This window comes from Mycobacterium sp. (assembly GCF_052144515.1).
Taxonomy (GTDB): domain Bacteria; phylum Actinomycetota; class Actinomycetes; order Mycobacteriales; family Mycobacteriaceae; genus Mycobacterium.
The window spans coordinates 1-5589 of the sequence record NZ_JBKQQD010000436.1 but is presented as its reverse complement, the minus strand read 5'-3'; the positions used below and the strand labels follow the sequence as shown (position 1 = coordinate 5589).

Sequence of the window (5589 nt, the reverse complement as noted above, 5' to 3'; positions counted from 1 at the left end):
CCGACACATCATCGAAGGGACACAACAACAATGACCGACGACCAGCTAGACGCACTCATGCCCGGGCCCGGTGACTTTCGCCGCGCCAAGGTCTTTGTAGCAGCGTGGGCGACCGACGACCTGCCGGCGCTCAGTATCGCCTTCGCCGAAGTCAGGGAGGTCGGTAACACGCGCAGATTCTTCGGTGCGCTCGCCGAGCTGCTGACCCACGGATACGACCTGCGTGATAACGCTGAAGCTTTGGCACAATGGAGGGCAGACATCGCAAAGTATGCAGCCGATGAAAACAACGAACAGGAAGGCTAAAAATCATGGGACTCACACCGATTGATGAATTCGCTCAGGCCAACGCGGGGCCATGGGATCCGCCGAACTATTCGACCAGCTTGGACGACTGTGTTGCACTGGCATCCGGTATCGGTCGCGGTGACAACGGAATGGATGGCCCGATGCCCTCCAGCGTCACCGTGATTCACGGCCCGGCGGTCGACGACCTGAACGCGCTCTCCGGTGAGCAAGCCCGCTACTCGCAAGCCCTGCGGGATACGACTTTCCAGCATGACGGCGTGGCATTCTCACAGGACACTGTCGGTCGTCCCGGCGACATGGCCCTGTAAAGCTATGGCCGGCCCTAATAGTGACAGCGTGTCACTATTTGTCTACGGCCGTAGACAATTTCTCATAACAGCCGGGCGACAATTACCAGAGGAGAAACGAACATGCCCCCAACCCTGAGACCCAACGGACCCGCTGACCAGGCCCCGCAAAACCACGACGACGGAGTCGGGAGCGCCCCCGGCGACTCCCAGATCGACGACGACACCGAGCACCAGGACGATGAACAGGTGAGCAAGCGCGATGGCCGTTACAGGGAACAGATGCGCGAATCACAGGACTTGGCGGCGCAAGCCATCCAAGCCGCGGGAGACCTCGCCGGCAAGCTCGAACAGGTCCAGAAGGCCCACATCGAAACCCTGGTGTCATCTCGGCTGTCCGACCCGTCGTCGGTGTGGCTGACAGGAGCCCAACCCGGACAGTTCTACACCGAGGACGGCACCCCGGACAGCGACAAGATCGCCGCACACGTCAACGACCTGTTGGCCGCGACAAAACCGGCGCCGGTCAAACACGGGTACGGGAGCTTCCCCGCCGATGCCGTCACCGCGGCGGGCAAGATGGGCGACGGGCCGCACGTCCGCAACGCAGCCGAATGGCTCTCAGACGCCGCCACCGGGCGATACTCCGGCAAGGTGTAAAAAACCCTCGGCACCCCAAAAAAGCCGCTCTCCGTTCAACTGAGGGCGGCTTTTTGCTATCCTGATAACACCTTCGCGGGTCGAAGGCCGACGTAACCAGCGCGAATCGCCTGGAGTCGGAACCAACCAAAGTTGTGCCGTTTTATTACATTGCCGGTGCGACTGGTTGGGCCCGCCAGGTTCCTACTGACAACCTTCGACGGGCCCAGCCGCCGCACCCCGCCATGCAAAGGCACTCGACCCTATACGAGGTGAACCATCGTGGCATTCACACCACTAACAGAATCAAACGCTTCCGGCATTCTCGCGCCCGAAGAAGTCGGGCCCTTAATCATCGAACCACTGCGTTTACGCAGTGTGGCTCTACGAACATCCACCGTCGTCCAAACCGTCCACCCATCAATGCGGTTCCCGATCGTCGTCACCGACGCCGAAGCCCAATGGGTACCGGAAGGCACGTGGATTCCCGACAGCACGCCCGACGTCTCCGAGCTCGTCGTAACCCCGTCGGGATTAAAGGCACTTGTGTCCGTCTCGAACGAATTGATTTCCGATTCAGCCGCGAACGCAACAGCGTCCGGTGTCGTGGCGGACGGTTTGGTCCGCAAATTCGCCAGGTCAGTCGATAACGCGTTCTACGGATCGACGACCAGCAACGGCCCGAGCGGGCTACTAGGCATCGACTACCAGCAAGTCCCCGTCCTGGAGTACGTCAACTTGGACCCGTTCGCCACCGCGATATCACTACTGGAATCGGTCGGCGTTGTCTGCACATCGTTTGCTGCGTCCTTCGCCACCGTGCTGGAACTGGCACTGTTGAAGGAATTCCAGACGACCAGCGAAATCGTCTCGAACCGGCCACTGCTGGCGAGTTCACCGGGCGACGTCCAAAATCCCACAGTGAGAACGATATTCGGAGTTCCTTTGTATGCGGTACCCGAAGGAACAATTGAAGATGGAATTGTTTGGGCGTTCGGAAATGAAAAAGTGTTCGCCGTAATGCGTGAAGACATTTCAGTAATAGCAACGCCATTCGGGCCAGGATTCGGTGCTGATTCGGTGACCATTCGAGGCGTCATGCGTTTGGGCTTCGGTTTCCCGCAAGAGGACGCCGTCGTCCAGATCGCCGCGTCCAGCTCGTAACAACCTATCCAAATGGACAGGTAACAAGACTCCGATGCGCGTTGGCCTCCTCCTAGAGCCGACGCGCATCGGTAGCCGAAGCGGTCCCGGTGCGCGGGCAGGGAAGCGTTGACTGATCTCAACGAAACGCAGACGATTCAGCGGATGATCTGCACCCGGCGCACCAGGACCGCCGAGGCTCCCTTATTTCCGACCGCCGGAAATAAGGGAAGCACCCGGAGAAAGCAGCCATGGCCATTGATTTCAGCGAGCCCCGACACCCGCCGCCCGAGAGAGAGCAACCATGGACAGCAGCCGAACCGGAACAGCCCAGTGGAAACGCACCAGGGCCCAGATCCTGCAACGCGACCCGTACTGCCAAATCCGTTGGGACTCAAGGTGTACCAGAATCAGCCGCGAAGTCGATCACATTATCCCGACAGCAGCAGACGGCACTGATGATCCGACCAACCTGCGCGGCAGCTGCCGAAAGTGCAACGCGCTGAAGGCGAGCGCGGAAGGCCTCTACCTGAGCGGTAGAACCTCAGTGCCTTGCCCATGGACACGAGAACCCCAAAGCTTTCCCTTCTCAGAGTTCCTCGACCGGATCAGCATGGAAGCAGAACAGCGACGGCAAGCCGAGCGGGAGCTGTTCATACCTCGGACCATCCACATCGGGCCATGGGCACGATGACCGAGGACGAAGTCTCTACGGCCCTAGAGACTTTCGCGTTCGACAATGATTCCGCCACAACGACTCTCACACCTGCCGGTGCTGCCATCGCGGTCGCTGGCGGCCAAGCGGTCGTGTGGATCCTGTCGTCCGCGTGGCCACCGCCCCGGAGGGTCATCTCCGTGCCGCCCGCCCCGAACCGCACCATCGCCGTGCGGCGCGTGACAGAAGGCCGGAGGAGTTGGTAACACGATGTTACCAACTGGAATCAGCAAGATCCCCACAGCTGTCAGGTGTACCAAATGTTACACCTGGGGCGCCCTGCCCATGGACACGAGAACCCTTGAGGGACAACACAACCGCATTCCTAGACAGGGTCTCAGCACAAGCCGAACAGCGGCGATCGCCGTCAAGGTCGAAGCTAACTGACCGGTCACCGTTCCTTATTGTTAATCGGATAACAATAAGAATCCTGCGTTGGCAGACACGCAGCGACCGAGGTCACCATCCACAGCAGCGACCAGCCCCACACCCCCCGGTGGGGGAGGGCAACGCTTCTCAAGGCTCACACGGCCAACTCGGGCGACGGACGTGGCCGCATGCATTAAACGTACAATCGGGGCATGGCACATTCGGCTGAATCCCGCCGCATACGCCGCGAACTGGACAAAGAGCTGTCAGCCGCCGGGCAGCGCAGCGGTCAAACGCTGGTGTGGAGCGCGGCTGAGAAGGCCATCCTGAACAGGATCCAGGACACGGTTGACCACATCGCGGACTTGACCATCGACTATCGGGACGCGCCCGATGCGAAGACGCGGGTGAAAATCTCCACGGAGCTCCGGTTGTTGGACTCGTCGCTGGTGAGACTCCTGAAGCAGATCAAGACGGATGTGCCGGCTCCGGCCGAAAGCCGGATCACCGTGAAGAATCGCGCGGCGGCCCGTGCGAGATGGGACAAGGCCAGTGCCTATCAGTGAGTCAACCGGCCGGGACCTCGTCGTTCACCTGCGCGGCGCATATCAGCATCTTCTCGAGCGTGCTCAGCGCGACCACGACCTGCCTGACCCACGAACCCTGTACTGGGATAAGAGTGCGGTCGGCCCCGAGGAGCGGGAGCGGCTGATCGCGGCGGCGAAGTGGCGCAAGCCGTCGATGAGGCATGCGAAGTTGTTGGCCGGCGAGTCGGTGACCGTGCGGTGGTATGAGGCGATCCCGCCCAACCGCAGGCGGCAAACCGCGTACAAGTACGCGGACTGGTTACAAGATCCCGATGTCGCCTTCGTCGAGGTGAGCGAGACCGATATGGTTCGCCCGGGTGATGGGCGCGATTATTTGGCGCCTGGCCCGGCGCCGGAGTGATCTTCGCAGCGGCTGGGATACCACCAGCACGTCAACTGCGGGCTGTTGCCGACCCTCCACTGGTCTAAGTCGTCAGAGCGACAGCGAGCGCCCGTGTTGTCGTACCACAAGCCGTCGGGCGCAATTCTGCAAGTGTCGGGATCGGCGCTGGCCGTCGGGGCTAGTATCGTCGCCGCGACCATCGCGACCGCGGTCAGCGAGATGATTCTCATCTGACAGCCGCTTCCAGTTTGGCGAGGATCGGCTTGAGGTCGTTCAGCCCGACCGACACAGCGCCGCGCCCCTCGGCCTGCTCGATAGCCGCCTTCAGTTCTCCAATGGCGTCATGCACCGCGCCGTGGATATAGAGCGGATGGTCCATTTAGCGGCCTCCTCCGGCGTTACGTCACGCATGACAGCCGTTGTCATCAGTGCTGCTTATGCGTTGATGATTCCACGCCACCCCATCGCGCGCCAGGCCTCGAAAGCAGGCGAGGTGTGACGAGGAGTGACGGGGAGGAATCGCACGCCAATCGCACGCGACGTGCCGGATTAGCTGAAAAATAGCCTCTGACCTGCACAGATAGTTGTGCCCCCGGCAGGATTCGAACCTGCGGCCTTCTGCTCCGGAGGCTGATTAGACCCGGTTACTGCCGTCCGGCGGCATCCGTTACGATCCGGCCCGGGTCAGCGGTATCTGCTGTTGACCTGCACCGATACGGCCGCAGACGTCCGGGCGGGTCGCCTTCGGTACGCCGGGGTTTGTCGGCCGAGTTGTCCAGCAGTTGTGTCAGCGTCGTGTCATCGGCCGAGCGGATCGTTCCGCATTGGGCGCGATCCACCATATTACTAACCTCAGTAAAGTGGCTGGTCACGTCCAGTTTTTTGGTTGACGGCGGCTTGGGCACTGCGGCCGACGAGCTAGGCCGGCTGGAGACGCACGAGCGGTTGTCGGCAGGGCGGCGAAAAACTCTAGGCAAGAGCAAAAGGGGGCAGATCAATGACCACCGTCATCGTCTGGTTCGTCATCGTCTACCTGTTGACGTTGCCGGTGCGGTTGGCGATGCGGCACCGGACGCGGCGCGTGATACCGCCGGCCGTGGTTGTCATCATGCAGCAGCCCGCCGCCAGCCCGCCGTTGACCATCGACGACGAATGGGCACGCATCCAAGCCCGCGACGGCATCCGATGACGGTGACG

10 protein-coding genes are annotated in these 5589 nt (G+C 61.3%); 9 read left to right on the top strand and 1 reads right to left on the bottom strand.

The annotated features are described in order from the left end of the window. The first annotated feature begins 30 nt into the window (after nucleotides 1–30). The 8 genes from ACLP9N_RS29715 to ACLP9N_RS29680 all read left to right on the top strand — a co-directional run bounded on the left by ACLP9N_RS29715 (nucleotide 31) and on the right by ACLP9N_RS29680 (nucleotide 4626). Nucleotides 31–306 (top strand): hypothetical protein, encoded by a 276-nt coding sequence (locus tag ACLP9N_RS29715; RefSeq protein WP_442410725.1) that lies wholly within the window; start codon nucleotides 31–33, stop codon nucleotides 304–306. Between the two features lie 5 nt (nucleotides 307–311). Beyond that, on the top strand, nucleotides 312–617 hold the full coding sequence (locus tag ACLP9N_RS29710; RefSeq protein WP_442410724.1) for a hypothetical protein: 306 nt from the start codon (nucleotides 312–314) through the stop codon (nucleotides 615–617). Between the two features lie 102 nt (nucleotides 618–719). Continuing rightward, complete coding sequence (locus ACLP9N_RS29705) at nucleotides 720–1256, top strand: hypothetical protein (protein ID WP_442410723.1); 537 nt, start codon at nucleotides 720–722, stop codon at nucleotides 1254–1256. 261 nt (nucleotides 1257–1517) lie between these two features. Beyond that, nucleotides 1518–2399 carry a phage major capsid protein gene (locus tag ACLP9N_RS29700; RefSeq protein WP_442410722.1) on the top strand — a complete coding sequence of 294 codons (882 nt, stop codon included), beginning with the start codon at nucleotides 1518–1520 and terminating at the stop codon, nucleotides 2397–2399. Between the two features lie 283 nt (nucleotides 2400–2682). Next, a complete protein-coding gene (locus ACLP9N_RS29695) occupies nucleotides 2683–3072 on the top strand; it encodes an HNH endonuclease (RefSeq protein ID WP_442410721.1) in 390 nt (129 codons plus the stop codon). A 602-nt stretch (nucleotides 3073–3674) separates the two neighbouring features. After that, the gene (locus tag ACLP9N_RS29690; RefSeq protein ID WP_442410720.1) at nucleotides 3675–4028 is read left to right on the top strand and encodes a hypothetical protein; all 354 of its coding nucleotides are present in this window, start codon (nucleotides 3675–3677) and stop codon (nucleotides 4026–4028) included. Beyond that, nucleotides 4015–4410 (top strand): hypothetical protein, encoded by a 396-nt coding sequence (locus tag ACLP9N_RS29685; protein WP_442410719.1) that lies wholly within the window; start codon nucleotides 4015–4017, stop codon nucleotides 4408–4410. Before ACLP9N_RS29690 ends, ACLP9N_RS29685 begins: the two co-directional genes overlap by 14 nt. A gap of 93 nt (nucleotides 4411–4503) precedes the next feature. Continuing rightward, nucleotides 4504–4626 (top strand): hypothetical protein, encoded by a 123-nt coding sequence (locus tag ACLP9N_RS29680; RefSeq protein ID WP_442410718.1) that lies wholly within the window; start codon nucleotides 4504–4506, stop codon nucleotides 4624–4626. Here ACLP9N_RS29680 and ACLP9N_RS29675 read toward each other — a convergent pair. Next, nucleotides 4619–4771 (bottom strand): hypothetical protein, encoded by a 153-nt coding sequence (locus ACLP9N_RS29675; protein WP_442410717.1) that lies wholly within the window; start codon nucleotides 4769–4771, stop codon nucleotides 4619–4621. The two genes, ACLP9N_RS29680 and ACLP9N_RS29675, sit on opposite strands and share 8 nt — an antisense overlap. A gap of 618 nt (nucleotides 4772–5389) precedes the next feature. Here ACLP9N_RS29675 and ACLP9N_RS29670 point away from each other — a divergent pair. Then, nucleotides 5390–5581, top strand: a complete 192-nt coding sequence (locus ACLP9N_RS29670) for a hypothetical protein (RefSeq protein ID WP_442410716.1) — start codon at nucleotides 5390–5392, stop codon at nucleotides 5579–5581. Nucleotides 5582–5589: the final 8 nt, after the last annotated feature.